Origin of the sequence: Acinetobacter sp. ANC 4204, assembly GCF_002135205.1 — a bacterium.
GTDB lineage: Bacteria > Pseudomonadota > Gammaproteobacteria > Pseudomonadales > Moraxellaceae > Acinetobacter.
Genome location: NZ_NEFZ01000001.1, coordinates 594830 through 610903 on the forward strand (window position 1 = coordinate 594830; position 16074 = coordinate 610903).

Genomic DNA, 16074 nt, shown 5'->3' on the forward strand with positions numbered 1-16074 from the left:
TTCTCTAAAGCTTTAAGTCTGTGCTTAAGCCAAACCTTTCTCTTTAAGTACTTGTAACATTGTAGAGCCTAATTCTGCGGGACTACGCGTGTAAGCCATTCCTGCTTTTTCAAATGCCGCGAATTTTTCTTCAGCAGTCCCTTTACCACCCGAAATAATTGCTCCAGCATGTCCCATACGTTTGCCCTTCGGCGCTGTTACACCTGCGATATAACCAACGACAGGTTTAGTCACATGAGACTGAATATATTCAGCTGCTTCTTCTTCAGCAGTACCACCAATCTCACCAATCATAATGATCGCTTCAGTTTGCGGATCGTCTTGGAACAGTTTCAAACAATCAATTTGGTTCATGCCTGGAATTGGATCACCACCAATACCGATACAAGTTGATTGCCCTAAACCAAGTTTCGTCGTTTGTGCAACCGCTTCATAGGTCAAGGTACCAGAACGTGAGATAATTCCAATCTTACCGGGTTGGTGAATATGACCTGGCATAATCCCGATTTTACATTCACCTGGTGTGATAATGCCTGGACAGTTTGGACCAATCAAACGCGTACCATTACCATTGGTTTCAAGATAACGCTTAGCTTTGAGCATATCTAAAGTCGGTACACCTTCGGTAATCACCACAATCAGTCCAACACCTGAGTCCACTGCTTCAATAATTGAATCCAAGACAAAAGGAGCTGGGACATAAATCACAGTTGCATCTGCACCTGTACCAGCAACTGCATCTTTCATCGTGTTAAATACAGGTAAATCAAGGTGCGTTGTGCCACCTTTACCAGGTGTTACGCCACCAACAACTTTTGTTCCATAATCCAGCGCTTGTGCTGAGTGAAAAGTACCATTTTTACCTGTAAAACCTTGTACCAATACTTTGGTGTCTTTATTAATTAATACGCTCATATTGATACTCCTTACGCTTTTACTGCAGCAACGATTTTTTCTGCGGCATCTGACAAACCATTTGCAGAAATAAGTTTTAAACCTGATTCATCAAGTAATTTGGCACCCAATTCAGCATTGTTCCCTTCTAAACGAACAACCACAGGCACAGTTACATTTACTTCTTGAACCGCTGCAATAATCGCTTCAGCAATCATGTCACAACGTACAATTCCACCGAAGATATTAATCAACACCCCTTGCACAGAGGTATCTGCCAAAATAATTTTAAACGCTTCAATGACACGGTCTTTGGTTGCACCACCACCCACATCTAGGAAGTTCGCAGGTTGCCCCCCGTAAAGTTTAATAATGTCCATAGTGGCCATCGCAAGGCCTGCACCATTGACCATACACCCAATGTTGCCTTCAAGTGCAACGTAGTTCAGGTCAAATTCAGATGCTTTTAACTCACGTTCATTTTCCTGCGATTTATCTCGTAGCGCCGCAATTTCAGGCAAACGATATAAAGCATTTGAGTCAATTCCAACTTTGGCATCTACACATAAAATATCGCCATTTTCACGTACTGAAAGTGGGTTAATTTCAAAAAGAGCAAAGTCATTTTCAATGAAGGCTTGATATGCCGCAGACATCACTTTGACGAATTGATTTACTTGTCCATCCTTCAAATTCAACTTAAATGCAACTTCACGTGCTTGGAAAGGCTGTAAGCCAACCAAAGGATCAACTTCTACTTTGATAATTTTTTCTGGGGTTTCTTCTGCAACTTTTTCAATTTCAACACCACCTTCAGTCGATGCCATAAAAGTCACACGACGGCTTGAGCGGTCAACCACAGCGCCTAAATACAGTTCACGCTCTACAGGATAAACATCTTCCGCGACAAGCACACTGTTGACAGGTTGACCATGGCTATCTGTTTGATAGGTAACAAGGTTGGTCCCGATGATGCTCTTTGCATATTCTGCAGCTTCTGTTGCTGACTTAACAACTTTTACACCACCTGCCTTACCACGGCCGCCTGCATGCACTTGTGCTTTCATTACAGCAAACTTGCCGCCCATTTGTTCAAAGGCTTGAACTGCTTCTTGTGGAGTGGTTGCAAGTACGCCTTCTTGGACTGGCATACCATACTTTTTCAATAGCACTTTAGCTTGATATTCATGTAAATTCATCGACTAACCTTTTTATTACTACTTATTTACTTTTTGTTGCACCGAAGCTGTTTACTATCACAGTAAACATTTTGGATTTTTTAAAAAACTTCTTCTCTTTATTTTTAGATGATTCTGCAAAATAAGACAACCACCTGAAACAAAAAAGAGCGACCGTAGTCGCTCTTTTTTTTATCTTATTTGCGTTTACGCTGAATTGCGTGAATCGCTCGACCATCCACTGCTAGTGCAGCTTCATGAACCACTTCTGAATAAGTAGGATGACCAAAAGTCATCAATTGTAAATCTTCAACAGAAGATACAAACTCAAGTGCAATCATACCTTGGTGAACAATATCAGAAGCACCTGGGCCAATGATATGCATACCTAATAGACGGTCAGTTTTTGCATCTGCAACAAACTTCACAAAACCAGCAGATTCATTCGCAGCTAAAGCACGACCATTTACAGCAAATGGGAATTGTCCAGTTTTAACTTCGTGACCTTTTTCTTTGGCTTGTTCTTCAGTCAAACCAACCCACGCCGCTTCAGGGTGAGTATAAATCACAGAAATGATGGTGTCATAGTTTACTTGAGCAGCATGACCATGCATACGCTCAACCGCCATTACACCCTCTTCCATTGCTTTATGCGCAAGCATTGGACCACGGACTAAGTCACCAATTGCATATACGCCGTCAACAGACGTTGCACACCAATCATTTACTTCAACTAGACCACGCTCAGTCAACTTAATACCTGAGTCTTCAGCCAATAAACCTTCAGCATAAGCTTTACGACCTACACAAACGATTAACTTATCGAAAGTTTCAGTTTTGTCTTCACCCGCTTGGTTGTATTGAACAGTCACTTCACGACCGTTGATTTCAGTACCAGCAACTTTTGCACCGATACGGATATCTAAACCTTGTTTAGTCAAAAGCTTTTGGTAGTCTTTTGCCAACGCTTTATCAGCCATTGGTAAGAATGCATCCATTGCTTCAAATACAACAACTTCAGAACCTAGGCGACGCCACACTGAACCAAGTTCAAGGCCAATAACACCTGCCCCAATGACACCAAGACGTTTAGGAACTTCTTGGAATTCTAATGCGCCCGTTGAATCTACGATAAGATCTTCATCAACTTTAGCCACTGGAATATTTACAGGAACTGAACCCGTTGCCAAAATGACAAATTTAGGTTCCAAAACTTGTACTTCACCGCCATCTAATGGTGCGAATTCAACTTTTTTACCTGCAAGTAATTTACCAGTACCTTGCAACCATTCAATACCATTACCTTTCAGTAATTGAGCAACGCCACCTGTCAAGTTATCTACAACTTTATCTTTACGTGCTAAAAGTTTAGCAAGGTCAAGTTGTACATTCTCAACTGTGATGCCATGAACGTCTAAGCCATGGAGTGTATCTTCATAATGATGTGAAGAATCAAGCAATGCTTTAGAAGGGATACAACCCACATTTAAGCAAGTACCACCTAAAGATGGTTTACCTTTGTGTACACGTTTTTCGATACACGCAACTTTGAAACCAAGCTGCGCAGCACGAATCGCTGCTTCATAACCGCCAGGGCCGCCGCCAATTACAACAAGATCAAATTGTTGAGACATGTTTATCTCCAAAAATGGGCTTAGAGGATCGCCCTAAGCCCATGTTTTATTCTTTAGATTAAAGGTCAAGGATCAATTTAGCTGGTTCTTCTAACAATTCTTTAATTGTTACAAGGAAGCCTACCGCTTCTTTACCATCAATTAGACGGTGGTCATAAGAAAGCGCTAAATACATCATCGGTAAGATTTCTACTTGACCATTGACAGCCATTGGACGCTCTTGGATTTTATGCATACCCAAAATCGCTGTTTGAGGCGTATTTAAGATCGGAGTAGATAATAATGAACCGAATGTACCACCATTGGTAATCGTGAACGTACCGCCAGTCATGTCTTCGATACCCAATTTGCCATCACGCGCTTTATAAGCGTAATCACGGATACCATTTTCAACTTCAGCATAGTTCATACGGTCTGTATCACGAAGCACAGGTACAACTAGACCACGCTCAGAAGATACTGCTACACCGATGTCATAGTAACCATGGTAAACAATGTCATCACCATCAATTGAAGCATTAACCGCTGGATAACGTTTAAGTGCTTCAGTTGCTGCTTTAACAAAGAAAGACATAAAGCCAAGACGAGCACCATGACGCTTTTCAAACGCATCTTTATATTGTGCACGCATTTCCATGATTGGCTTCATGTTCACTTCGTTAAACGTAGTCAACATTGCAGTTTCTTGAGTTGCAGCAAGCAGACGCTCAGCAACACGCTTACGAAGACGTGTCATCGGAACACGCTTCTCAACACGCTCACCCACAGCAACACTTAAAGGCGCTGCAGCTGGAGCTGCTGGTTTAGTTTGATGATTTGCTACATCTTCTTTCGTGATACGACCACCACGGCCTGTACCTGCAACATCTGCTGCTGGAATACCAGACTCAGTCAATGCTTTACGTACTGCTGGTGCTTGATCAGCAACTTGAGCACGTTCAACAACAGGCGCAGCACCTGCTTGAGTTTGTGCAGCAGCAACTTCCACTTTCGCTTCAGACTGAACAGCTTCAGTTTGTGCCGCGCCAGATACAGCACCTTCTTCAAACTCTGCAATCACTTCGTTTGAAAGAACAGTGTCACCTTCAGCTTTAATGATGGATGCAATTGTACCGTCAGCAGGAGCAACAACTTCTAAAACAACTTTGTCAGTTTCAATATCACAAATCACTTCGTCACGTGATACTGCTTCACCTGGTTGTTTGTGCCAAGTTGCAATTGTTCCGTCAGCAACTGACTCTGGGAATACCGGTGCTTTAATTTCGGTTGCCATTACTAAGAATCTCCTGTTATTCAGCTACGATCGCTAAAGCGTCATTTACGAGCTGAGCTTGTTGTTTTGCATGCAAATATGGTGAACCACAAGCCGGTGCAGCAGAAGCTTCACGACCTGCATAACTGATACGTACTGGTTTCGCAGATTTCATTACATCATCATATAGACGCGGTGCAATGAATAACCAAGCGCCCTGGTTCTTCGGCTCTTCTTGGGTCCAAACAATATCTTTCACATTTGGATATTGAGCAAGAACTTCAGCAATACGTTGTTCAGGGTATGGATACAATTGTTCAATACGAACGATTGCAGTGTTATTCAACTCTTGCTCACGACGTTTCTCAAGCAAGTCGTAGTAAACCTTACCACCACAAAGCACTAAACGTGTTACGTCTGCTTTGTTGATGTTGTCGATTTCATCAATCACTGTTTGGAATGTACCGTTTGCAAGTTCACTTAAAGTAGACGTTGCAAGCTTGTGACGAAGCAAAGACTTCGGTGACATGATAATCATAGGCTTACGAATTGGGCGAATCGCTTGACGACGTAAAGCATGGAAAATCTGTGCAGGTGTAGTCGGTGTCATCACTTGCATGTTGTCTTCAGCACATAGCTGTAAGAAACGCTCTAAACGTGCAGATGAGTGCTCTGGACCTTGACCTTCAAAACCATGAGGAAGAAGTAGCGTTAAACCACATACACGCTCCCACTTGGTTTCACCTGATGCGATGAACTGATCAATTACAACCTGTGCACAGTTTGCGAAGTCACCAAATTGTGCTTCCCAAATCACCAAGCTCTTAGGCAGAGTCGTTGCATAACCATACTCAAAACCTAACACCGCCATTTCAGACAATAATGAGTCATAAATCGCTGTACGTGGTTGGTTTTCTTTGATATGGCAAAGCGGAATATAAGTCGAACCATCAACTTGGTTATGCAGTTTTGCATGACGGTGTGAGAAAGTACCACGACCTACGTCTTCACCAGTCAAACGAACCAAATAGCCATCATCTAAAATAGATGCATAAGCCAAAGTTTCCGCAGCACCCCAGTTCAATGGCATTTCACCAGTTTGCATTTTTAAGCGATCATCAATCACTTTTGCAACCTGACGCTGCATCACGAAACCTTCTGGAAGCTCGCGCATTTTGCGACCCAGTTCTTTTAGACGGTCTTCAGAACATGTGGTATCCCATACGTCTGTATAGTCATGTCCTAAGTACGGTGCCCAATCTACAAACATTTTTGTATTTGGCTCAAGTACCAACGCATTGGCAACATGCTTACCTGCTTCTAGATCAGAACGATAGTCTTCTACCATTTGATCTGCTTTAGCACGGTCCAATATGCTTTCTTGAACCAATTGATCTGCATACAATGCACGGGTTGTCGTTTTCTTGTTAATGACTTGATACATCATTGGCTGAGTTGCAGCTGGCTCATCCGCTTCGTTGTGACCACGACGACGGTAACAGAACATATCAATGACAACGTCTTTACGGAAAGTATGACGGAAGTCATGTGCCAATTGCGCAACAAACAATACTGATTCAGGATCATCACCGTTCACATGGAAAATCGGTGCTTGGATCATTTTCGCGATGTCTGTACAGTATTCTGTAGAACGCGCATCACGTGGGTCAGATGTTGTAAAACCAACTTGGTTATTCACCACAATGTGAACCGTACCACCCACTGTATAGCCACGTGTTTGTGACATTTGGAAGGTTTCTTGGTTCACACCTTGACCTGCAAATGCAGCATCACCGTGAACAATGACTGGCAATACATCATCGCCACCAATGTCTTTACGACGAACTTGACGTGCACGTACTGAACCTTCAACCACAGGGCCAACGATTTCTAAGTGCGATGGGTTAAACGCCAATGCCAAGTGAACTTCGCCACCTGGAGTCATTACGTTTGAAGAGAAACCTTGGTGGTACTTCACATCACCAGAACCTTTTTTATGTAAGCTCTTACCTTCGAACTCACCAAATAGGTCTGCTGGGTTTTTACCCATGATGTTTACAAGAAGGTTCAAACGACCACGGTGTGGCATACCAATGACTACTTCTTTACAACCTACAGAACCTGCACGCTGAATCAAAGCATCAACCATTGGAATAAAAGATTCACCACCTTCCACGCCGAAACGTTTTGCGCCGACGTATTTATTACCAAGGAATTTTTCTAGGCCTTCAGCAGCAGTCAAACGTTCTAATACGTGTTTTTTCTGATCTGCTGTAAAATTGAATTGACCACGTGCACCTTCAAGACGTTGTTGAATCCAACGTTTTTCTTTGGTATCAACAATGTGCATGTATTCTGCACCAATCGAAGCACAATACGTCGCTTCCATGGCTTGAACCATTTCACCTAAAGTTGCTTCGTCTTTACCAATCAAAAGATTACCTGTATTGAATACAGTATCAAAATCAGATTGGGTTAAGCCGTGTGCCGCAAGGTCAAGATCAGGTACGATTTCACGTTTTGCCAAACCTAAAGGATCAAGCTTTGCTTTTTGATGACCACGGTTACGGTACGCTGCGATCAGTTGTAGTACGCCAATTTGACGACGTTCATGTTCTGTACTAACAGAACTTTGTACCACTGCTTGAACACGACTTGAATTACGACCTAGTAATAAGAATTGCTCACGTACATTGCTGTGTGGTTGATCACCTTTCGGGTATTTATCGAAGTATGCACGCCAGTCAGCTTCTACTGAGTCTGGTGCAGCCAAGTACTGCTCATAAAGTTCTTCAATATACGCTGCACTATCAGCGGAAAGTTCAGTGTCAAGACGCAATGCGTCAGCAACTTCTTGCATTTGTGGACCCATTTCCTATTGCAAAAACATTTCAGGATGCTTTTTAAGCAACCCCATGATTATTAATGTCAAATTGGTAACATGACATTAGTCCCCATAAGGCGTATGCCATGAGGCGTTATCACTACATTAGAATTACCCAATGTGACAATGAATCATAACGCCCTCAGCGGCATCATCACTCATTCATACCCGGCCAAAACCGAGCAATTTTTTGCAAATCGACTTAGAAAAAATAAAGCCTTACATTATTTTTTCTAAAGCGACTAATCCACTCATTTATACGCGTTCTGGTCCAGCTTAAATGTTGAATTAATGTACATATTTAACACACATTTTTTAAATATAAACGTGTAAAAATTTTAGCATACTCCCTATATTTCAATTGATTTTTTTGACATATACCTTTCATAAATTGGCGAAATACACATATCAAAATTTCATCTAATATATGGTGCTTTAAATAAAAATGAGTTTCAACGTAGACCAAAGTCTACTCTAAAAAACACATACGAAAAGAGAGCACCATCTTTCAATATGCCCTCTCATTTACAAGCCCCATCTTAACACCTTCATAACTTTTTTGCAGACTCATCCTTGCACTTATTTATGACATTTGTTTTAAATCACTGTGCTTTTCACTGATCTGGTGCATTTCCAGTAAAAGTCTCACACCATAAACAAAAATAATGCCAACTTCGGTCTTTTCATAAAAATTTAACGCAATAGAAAAATTTTTAACCAAAAATAAAAAAGCACACCTCATGGGTGTGCTTTTTGTGACCAATATATCAGTCTAAAGATTAACCAGCAGCATCTAAAAGCATGTTACGGATGTGACCGATTGCTTTCGTTGGGTTCAAACCTTTAGGACATACTGATACACAGTTCATGATACCTTTACAACGGAAGAGCGAGAACGGGTCGTCAAGACGAGCCAAACGCTCTTGAGTTGCTGTATCACGAGAGTCGATGATGAAACGGTATGCATTCAACAACGCTGAAGGACCCAAGAACTTGTCTGGGTTCCACCAGAATGATGGACATGATGTTGAACAGCATGCACAAAGAATACATTCATATAAACCATCTAAGTGTTCACGATCTTCAGGAGACTGTAAACGCTCTTTCGGTGGCGCAGGTTGGTTGTTGATCAAGAATGGGTGAATTTTGTTGTACTGATCGTAGAACTGATTCATATCCACAACTAAATCTTTAACTACTGGCAACCCAGGTAAAGGACGAACTGTAATCACTTCTGGTAAATCATTTAGGTTCCAAAGGCACGCTAAACCATTTTTACCATTGATGTTCACACCATCCGAACCACAAATACCTTCACGGCATGAACGACGGAATGTTAATGATTCATCTTGAACTTTTAATGCAAGAAGTGCATCAAGCAACATACGGTGCTTATCAGTCAACTCTAGCTTAAACGTTTGCATGTACGGTGCTTTATCCTTATCAGGATCGTAGCGGTAGATATTAAATGTACGAGTACCTCTACTCATCTTACTTCTCCCAATTAGAATGTACGTGGTTTAGGTGGAATTGCAGCAACCGATAATGGCTTGTAACGTACAGGCTTGTACTCAAGACGGTTATCGCTAGAGAACCACAATGTGTGTTTCATCCACTCATCATCACGACGGCCATACGGGTAAGCTGGGTGATCTGGCGACTCTTCAAAGTCTACAACTGTATGCGCACCACGACACTCTTTACGAGCAGCAGCAGAAATCAATGTCGCTTTTGCCACTTCATACAAGTTTTCAACTTCTAAAGCTTCTACACGTGCAGTGTTAAATACTTTAGATTTGTCTTTTAAGTGAATGTTGCGTACACGCGGCTCGATCGCAAGAATCTGCTTCACACCTTCTTCAAGAAGCGCAGTCGTACGGAATACACCTGCATGGTCTTGAACGATGTCACGAATTGCATCTGCAACTTCTTGAGCATTTTCACCTGATGTTGAGTCATCCAATTTACGGATACGCGCAACAGTTTGCTCAAGTACAGTCGTAGGAAGCGGTTGGTATTCATCACCGTGGTGTTTAGTCACGTAGTCGATGATGTGTTCACCTGCAGCTTTACCAAATACAACCAAGTCAAGTAGTGAGTTCGTACCCAAACGGTTTGCACCATGCACAGATACGCAAGAGCACTCACCAATTGCATAGAAGCCTTTCACAGGCTTGGTAAAGTTACGATCGCCCGCATTAGTTGAATAGATATCGCTATCTTTATCATAATGTGCTGTAAATGCTTCAGTTTCAGAACCTTCAGGCACAACCACCTGACCATGGATATTCGTTGGAATACCACCCATTTGGTAGTGAATTGTTGGTACAACTGGAATTGGCTCTTTCGTGATATCCACGTTCGCGAATTTCTTACCAATCTCAAATACAGATGGAAGACGCTTCATGATCGTTTCAGCACCCAAGTGCGTCATATCAAGCAAGATATAGTCTTTCTTCGGACCACAACCACGACCTTCTTTAATTTCTTGGTCCATCGAACGTGATACGAAGTCACGTGGCGCCAAGTCTTTTAAAGTTGGTGCATAGCGTTCCATGAACGGCTCACCCGCATCGTTACGAAGGATTGCACCCTCACCACGACAACCTTCAGTTAACAATACGCCTGCACCAGCCACACCCGTTGGGTGAAACTGCCAGAATTCCATATCTTGCAATGGAATACCTGCACGAGCCGCCATACCAAGACCATCACCCGTATTGATATAAGCATTGGTAGATGCACGGTAAACACGACCCGCACCACCTGTAGCAAATAATGTTGCTTTGGCTTGGAATACTGCAATTTTACCTGTTTCTTGGTCGATTGCTGTTACACCAAGAACATCACCTGCTTCGTTACGAATCAGATCAAGTGCGATCCATTCAACAAAGAATTGAGTGCCCATTTTCACGTTGCTTTGATAAAGCGTGTGAAGAAGTGCGTGACCTGTACGGTCAGCAGCAGCACAGGCACGTGGCACTGCTTTTTCACCGTAGTTTGCAGAGTGACCACCGAATGGACGTTGGTAAATCGTACCATCTGCGTTACGGTCAAATGGCATACCCAAGTGTTCTAACTCATAAACCACTTGCGGCGCTTCACGCGTCATAAACTCGATTGCGTCTTGGTCGCCTAACCAGTCAGAACCCTTAACAGTGTCGTAGAAGTGGTAGTGCCAGTTATCTTCTTGCATGTTACCAAGAGATGCACCAATACCACCCTGCGCTGCAACAGTGTGCGAACGAGTTGGGAATACTTTAGTTAAAACAGCAACTTTCAAACCAGCTTGAGCAAGTTGGTAAGACGCGCGCATACCAGAACCACCACCACCAACGATGACAGCATCGAAAGTTTCGTGTGGAATATTTGTGTAATCTTCTTTAGGGGTTATAGCGCCCATGATCTCTTCCTATCAATTCGCCCAAAAAATCTGGATTGCCCAGATCGCATATGCAAATACAGCAATAATTACTGCTGAAGTCAGTACAAGGCGTAAACCTGAAGCTGAAGGACCCATTTGGCGAGTAGTCACATAATCCGTGAATACCTGCCACATACCAATCCAAGCATGTGCAACAAGAGATAAGACGGCTAATAAAGATAAGATCTTCATTGGAGCTGTCATCATAAAGCCGTACCACTGTTCATGGCTAAAACCGCCATTGCATAGGATCCAACCTAGAACAACAACTGTATAAACCGCTAATACGACAGCACTTACACGTTGGATAAACCAATCGCGAGAACCTGAACCCGTTAAACCAGTAGCACTTTTCATTAGATAACAATCCATACAAATGCCGCAACGATACCAATTGCAGACAAGATCAATGAAATAGTAGCTGCGATGCGACCACTTTGTAGCTCTTCAGCAAAACCTAGGTCAGCAAGTAAGTGCTTAACACCCGCAATAAAGTGGAAAATTAAGCCGGCTACAAATACCCATACGACAAAACGCACAATGAAGCTATTAAAAATAGCCTGAACTTGAGCAAAACCTTCAGGCGAAGACAAAGACTTGTCTAAGATCCATAAAAGTACCGGTACGAGTAAAAATACGATGACACCTGATAGACGGTGTAAGATTGATGCAATAGCCACAGGGGATTTTAAGTTTACTTCTAAAACTTGACCCATGGACAAATTGACAGGTCTGTTGCTTTTCACAGCGGGCATCCTGTAAGTAAAAACTCCATCCGGAGTTTGTTGGAATTAATTCGAAGGAAAGCTGGCATTGTTCAGCAGCTACTTTAAAACTCTAAATTAAATAGCGTTTGAACTTAAAACGACACTGAATTATAAGACGTGAACTGTCAAAATACAAACAATGCCCTTTGCCTTTTTGCATAAAAATTCTTTAAATAAGAATCATTAACATGTGTAAAAATACCATTCTCAATCCACTTCTATGCTTTTTATTAAGCTATATGATTGGTTTTTATAAATTAAACATAAATTTTATAAGAACAATCCTTCTCCAAACCGACAAAAAACAACTTTAGACTAAAGATGAACAAAAAAAATTTGGCTTTATGAGTCACAAATTTCATCGCATTATTTTAATCATTTTTTATTTTTATATAAAATGTTCATTATTTTATTTTAATATAATGGTATAAATCTGCATGATGTTGGTGCAATGGATTAATATCTTACAAGCTTGAAATATCTCGTAATAAATTTTAATTAAAACAAAATTACCCTATGCATTTAAATAAAAAAAGTGACTGATATATCGTTTTCGAAATGGTAAATAAGCTGTTTTTTTATACAAATAAATATTTTTTTTGAGTGGATTTATTGTTTTTAACAATGAGTAATAAAGCACCATTTTCAGTAAAAAATTTATCGTAAGTTACGAGAATCATAATAAATGTAAATACACTGCAACTTGATTTTTTACTCTTTTAAAGAACTTTTTTGAATATAAAACTGCTTACAATTCCACCAGCAACATTTTTTATTTATGCACTTGCTCCATGAATTAACTTATTATAGTGTGTCGGTGCTGTGATTTTATGCAAATTTTAACGGATTAAATCTTAACTATAAACTCGGCAGTTATCATTTTATCCATAAGTATAATTGACAAAATTTCAGTACTCTCTACTCTTAGAGCAAATTTTTAATCCGTCTGATTCGTGCATTAAAAGATGAGTATTTCGAGTCAGATAAAACATTCACCAGGACAGGAGATCTATTGAATGTCTGAAGCAACTGGCAAAAAAGCCGTTTTACAGCTTGATGGCAAAGAAATTGAATTACCAATTTACAGCGGCACATTGGGCCCAGATGTAATCGACGTTAAGGATGTATTGGCCGCAGGTCACTTCACTTTTGATCCTGGTTTTATGGCTACTGCTGCATGCGAGTCTAAAATCACTTTCATCGACGGTAACAAAGGTGTGCTTTTACACCGTGGCTACCCAATCGACCAGTTAGCAACTAAAGCTGACTACTTAGAAACTTGCTACTTACTTCTCAATGGCGAGCTTCCAACAGCTGAGCAAAAAGAAGTATTTGATGCTAAAGTTCGTAACCATACCATGGTTCACGATCAAGTTAGCCGTTTCTTCAATGGTTTCCGTCGCGATGCTCACCCTATGGCGATCATGGTTGGTGTAGTTGGTGCGCTTTCTGCGTTCTATCACAACAACTTAGACATCGAAAATGTTGATCACCGTGAAATTACAGCAATCCGCTTAATTGCTAAAGTACCTACTTTGGCTGCGTGGAGCTACAAGTACACTGTAGGTCAACCATTCGTTTACCCACGTAATGACTTAAGCTACGCTGAAAACTTCTTGTACATGATGTTTGCTACTCCAGCAGACCGTGATTACAAAGTAGATCCTATCCTTGCTAAAGCAATGGACCGTATCTTCACTCTTCACGCTGACCATGAACAAAATGCTTCTACGTCTACAGTACGTTTAGCTGGTTCTACTGGTGCTAACCCATACGCATGTATCGCTGCAGGTATCTCTGCACTTTGGGGCCCTGCTCACGGCGGCGCGAACGAAGCTGTTCTTAAAATGCTTGATGAAATCGGCACTGTAGAGAACGTTGCTGACTTCATGGAAAAAGTGAAAACTAAAGAAGTTAAACTCATGGGCTTCGGTCACCGTGTGTACAAAAACTTCGATCCACGTGCGAAAGTAATGAAAGAAACTTGCGACGAAGTTCTTGGTGCGCTTGGCATCAACGATCCACAGCTTGCTCTTGCTATGGAACTTGAACGTATCGCGCTTTCTGATGAGTACTTCATCAAACGTAACTTATACCCGAACGTAGACTTCTACTCAGGTATCATCCTTAAAGCGATTGGTATCCCGACAGAAATGTTTACAGTGATCTTCGCGCTTGCACGTACTGTTGGTTGGATCAGCCACTGGTTAGAAATGCACAGCGGTCCGTACAAGATCGGTCGTCCTCGTCAGCTTTACACTGGCGAAGTTCAACGCGACATCAACCGTTAATTCGGTCTGCGTTGATAGATAAAAAACCACCCGCATGGGTGGTTTTTTTATATGGCGTAATTCAAATCAACAATGTATCAATAACATCATTTGAATATTCGCAGTCTGTGCAAATTCAGGCGATTTTACTGTTAATAAAGCTACTCTAAGCTTTAACAACATCGTAGTGTTTTAGCTCAAGTGCAGATAAATGTTGCTTTAACTCAGCCAAGGACCACGGCCAAGCCGCGAAGTTACGCCCATTTTGATCTAAATAATAGCTTGAGCAGCCACCTCGGTTAAATACTGTGGTTTTCAAATGAGTTTGCACCTTGGCATTGTGATAACGCAGAACATCTCGCTTGACCATCATACGTTTAAAGCCTTGCTGCTTCATTTTTAGTAGACCATCTACAATGTACTGAATCTGCGCTTCAGCAATCCCAATAAAAGAGTCATACACCAAGATATTTGGCCCCAATACCAAAAATGCGTTCGGTACATTTTCCAAACTTGTCCCCAAGTACGCTTCTGGAGAACTGCCCTTCCAAAGGTCAGCCAATCGCTCACACTGGGCATTCCATACCCGTTGTCCAATCGGAGGGTGTGCCACTTCAAAACCAGTTCCCCAGATAATGACATCGACCTCAAATCGCTCACCATTTGCAGCAATGACAGTCTGCCCATCAATCTCAACCAAACCTTGTGGCAACAGCGTTACATTGTCTTGTTGCAGTGCTGGATAATAATTATTGGCAAATAAAAGTCGCTTACAGCCAATCGAAAAGTCAGGCGTTACAGCTTTACGTAAGGCGTCATCCTGTATTTGCAATTTCAATAATTGACGGCTTAAAAAATTGACTGGCTCAAGCAGTGAAGGATGACGTAGCCCAAAGTTGATCCCATTTAAAATACTGGAAACACTCTTCCTCCAACCTTGCTGAATCATCGGGAATTTGGCCACCAGCGATTTCACGCTAGCATTCAATTGCATATCCGCTTTGGGCAAAACCCACGGCGCAGTTCGCTGAAATACGATCAGCTCCTTCGCAAACGGTTGAATTTGTGGAATAAACTGAATGGCCGATGCGCCAGTTCCAATCACGGCAACCCGCTTTCCCGTTAAGTTATAATCATGCTTCCAACGGGCTGAATGGAACATTTCTCCTTTAAATCCCGCTATCCCTTTAATGTTAGGTAAGGATGGTTCTGTAATCGGCCCTGTGCTAAAAATCACGGTTCGTGCTTGATATGCCCCCTGAGAGGTTTTGAGTTGCCAAATACTCGCCTCTTCATTCCACTTTGCGCTGAGCAACTCATGCTGAAAACGGATTTTGTCTTGCAGCTCAAACTGCTCAACCACCTGTTCCAAGTAACTTAAAATTTCAGGTTGTTTCGCAAATAAGTGGCTCCATTGATGACTAGGTGCAAAGGAAAATGAATACAAGGCCGAGGGTACATCACAACCACAGCCAGGGTAATTATTATCACGCCACGTGCCACCAACGCTCTCCGCTTTTTCTAATACCAGATAGTCCTGATAGCCGACTTGTTTCATTTTATAAGCCGCAGCAATGCCCGAAATCCCAGCACCCACAACAATAGTATCGTATGTATGTACGGCTTTAGGGTTAAGTACAGCCTTTTTACGAGCCTGCTTAGGTTGAGCTTCCGCACTTTTTGACGTTGTCGTTTGATCTTGCATTTGATCAGACGGCTCTTGCACATCTGCTTGCTCTATCTCTAATTGCATTTCTATATTCATTTTTCT

Annotated in this window: 11 protein-coding genes; 1 reads left to right on the plus strand and 10 read right to left on the minus strand. The window is 41.8% G+C overall.

Features of this window, described 5'->3' with window-relative positions; all coding sequences use genetic code 11:
* Nucleotides 1-24 precede the first annotated feature (24 nt).
* The 9 genes from sucD to sdhC all read right to left on the minus strand — a co-directional run bounded on the left by sucD (nucleotide 25) and on the right by sdhC (nucleotide 12021).
* Complete coding sequence (sucD, locus tag B9T36_RS02995) at nucleotides 25-915, minus strand: succinate--CoA ligase subunit alpha (RefSeq protein WP_086208078.1); 891 nt, start codon at nucleotides 913-915, stop codon at nucleotides 25-27.
* An 11-nt stretch (nucleotides 916-926) separates the two neighbouring features.
* Nucleotides 927-2093 (minus strand): ADP-forming succinate--CoA ligase subunit beta, encoded by a 1167-nt coding sequence (gene sucC, locus B9T36_RS03000; RefSeq protein ID WP_086208079.1) that lies wholly within the window; start codon nucleotides 2091-2093, stop codon nucleotides 927-929.
* Between the two features lie 176 nt (nucleotides 2094-2269).
* Complete coding sequence (gene lpdA, locus B9T36_RS03005; protein ID WP_086208080.1) at nucleotides 2270-3706, minus strand: dihydrolipoyl dehydrogenase; 1437 nt, start codon at nucleotides 3704-3706, stop codon at nucleotides 2270-2272.
* Between the two features lie 58 nt (nucleotides 3707-3764).
* Nucleotides 3765-4979, minus strand: coding sequence for a 2-oxoglutarate dehydrogenase complex dihydrolipoyllysine-residue succinyltransferase (gene odhB, locus B9T36_RS03010; RefSeq protein ID WP_086208081.1), 1215 nt, complete (start codon nucleotides 4977-4979; stop codon nucleotides 3765-3767).
* A gap of 16 nt (nucleotides 4980-4995) precedes the next feature.
* Nucleotides 4996-7818, minus strand: a complete 2823-nt coding sequence (locus tag B9T36_RS03015) for a 2-oxoglutarate dehydrogenase E1 component (RefSeq protein ID WP_086208254.1) — start codon at nucleotides 7816-7818, stop codon at nucleotides 4996-4998.
* 803 nt (nucleotides 7819-8621) lie between these two features.
* The gene (locus B9T36_RS03020) at nucleotides 8622-9332 is read right to left on the minus strand and encodes a succinate dehydrogenase iron-sulfur subunit (RefSeq protein ID WP_086208082.1); all 711 of its coding nucleotides are present in this window, start codon (nucleotides 9330-9332) and stop codon (nucleotides 8622-8624) included.
* A 14-nt stretch (nucleotides 9333-9346) separates the two neighbouring features.
* Entirely contained in the window at nucleotides 9347-11245 is a 1899-nt protein-coding gene (gene sdhA, locus B9T36_RS03025; RefSeq protein WP_086208083.1) for a succinate dehydrogenase flavoprotein subunit, read from the minus strand.
* A gap of 12 nt (nucleotides 11246-11257) precedes the next feature.
* A complete protein-coding gene (gene sdhD, locus B9T36_RS03030) occupies nucleotides 11258-11623 on the minus strand; it encodes a succinate dehydrogenase, hydrophobic membrane anchor protein (RefSeq protein ID WP_086208084.1) in 366 nt (121 codons plus the stop codon).
* Nucleotides 11623-12021 (minus strand): succinate dehydrogenase, cytochrome b556 subunit, encoded by a 399-nt coding sequence (gene sdhC, locus B9T36_RS03035; RefSeq protein ID WP_086208085.1) that lies wholly within the window; start codon nucleotides 12019-12021, stop codon nucleotides 11623-11625. The genes sdhD and sdhC overlap by 1 nt, the downstream gene beginning before the upstream one ends.
* Before the next feature lie 1028 nt (nucleotides 12022-13049).
* On the opposite strand from sdhC, the gene gltA reads away from it, so the two are divergent.
* Entirely contained in the window at nucleotides 13050-14324 is a 1275-nt protein-coding gene (gene gltA, locus B9T36_RS03040) for a citrate synthase (RefSeq protein ID WP_004695551.1), read from the plus strand.
* Nucleotides 14325-14469: 145 nt separating this feature from the next.
* Here gltA and B9T36_RS03045 read toward each other — a convergent pair whose 3' ends face one another.
* A complete protein-coding gene (locus B9T36_RS03045) occupies nucleotides 14470-16062 on the minus strand; it encodes a flavin-containing monooxygenase (protein WP_086208255.1) in 1593 nt (530 codons plus the stop codon).
* Between the last annotated feature and the right edge of the window lie 12 nt (nucleotides 16063-16074).